The organism is Arthrobacter sp. GCM10027362, from assembly GCF_042679445.1.
Taxonomy (GTDB): domain Bacteria; phylum Actinomycetota; class Actinomycetes; order Actinomycetales; family Micrococcaceae; genus Crystallibacter.
This window is the reverse complement of sequence record NZ_JBHTML010000396.1, coordinates 1-1,021: the sequence shown is the minus strand read 5'-3', so window position 1 is coordinate 1,021 and position 1,021 is coordinate 1. Positions and strand designations below refer to the sequence as shown.

General features: G+C 68.4%; 2 protein-coding genes and 1 pseudogene. All 3 read left to right on the top strand.

The window, feature by feature from the left end:
• A pseudogene (locus ACFQ36_RS22930) lies at nucleotides 1-307 on the top strand (3-methyladenine DNA glycosylase 2); the annotation flags it as partial.
• 95 nt (nucleotides 308-402) lie between these two features.
• Nucleotides 403-870 carry a peroxiredoxin gene (locus tag ACFQ36_RS22925; protein WP_377017896.1) on the top strand — a complete coding sequence of 156 codons (468 nt, stop codon included), beginning with the start codon at nucleotides 403-405 and terminating at the stop codon, nucleotides 868-870.
• 17 nt (nucleotides 871-887) lie between these two features.
• Nucleotides 888-1,021, top strand: a 134-nt coding sequence (locus ACFQ36_RS22920; protein WP_377017898.1) for a pyruvate kinase, incomplete at its 3' end; no start/stop codon positions are given.

Below are 1,021 nucleotides of genomic sequence, written 5' to 3'. Positions count from 1 at the left end.
CCGGGCCCAGACCGTGCACGCCCTGGCCGCTGCCTGCGCCGGCGGCCTGCGGATCGACGCCGGCGGCGACCATGCGGACATCCGGTCCCGGCTGCTGGCGGTACCCGGGATCGGGCCGTGGACGGTGGAATATCTGGCCCTGCGGGCGCTGCACGATCCGGATGCCTTCCCGGAGGGTGACCTGGTACTCAGACGTGCCCTTGGCGCCGACTCGGCGCGCCGGGTCCGGGCGGCGGGCCGCCCCTGGTCCCCGCTGCGTGCCTATGCCGTGTTCCACATCTGGACGCACCAGTCATACCTGGCGTGACCTTTGGCCTGCCCGCCGGCCTAGCTGCCCGGGACAATCCGCAAGCTGTTCCGTATAATAAAAATAAGTTCTCACATTATGGAAAGGATGGATTCATGACCGACAGGCTCCACCCCGGCAGCACCGCCCCGGCCTTCACCTTGGCCGACAGCACCGGACGGAAGGTCTCGCTCTCCGACTTCGTCGACGGCAACGTCGTGGTCTACTTCTACCCGAAGGCCGCCACCCCCGGCTGCACCACCGAGGCCTGCGACTTCCGGGACAATCTCAACTCGCTCCAAGGCGCCGGTTATGCCGTGGTGGGCATCTCCCCGGACGAGCCGGAAGCCATCGCGGACTTCGCGGCCGACCAGCAGCTGGACTTCCCGCTGCTCTCGGACCCGGACCACTCGGTGGCCAAGGCCTGGGGTGCGTTCGGCGATAAGGAAATCGACGGCCGCACCGTCACCGGCACGCTCCGCTCCACGGTGGTGCTTGGCCCTGGTGGCACGGTCCGCTCTGCGGAATACAACGTCACCGCGCAGGGCCATGTGGCCCGCCTGCGCGCCGAACTGGGCATCTAGGCACCGGGTTGGAACAGATGAGACGCGCGAAAATCGTCGCCACGTTCGGGCCGGCCATTGCCGGGTACGAGAGCACGCTGGCGGTGCTGCGGGCCGGGGTGGACGTGGCCCGGATGAACATGAGCCACGGGGACTACGCCGTGCACGAGCA

What these genes read in the sequence shown, in the direction of transcription:
- ACFQ36_RS22925 (WP_377017896.1), top strand. Translation starts at nt 403, where the DNA reads ATGACCGACAGGCTCCACCCCGGCAGCACCGCCCCGGCCTTCACCTTG.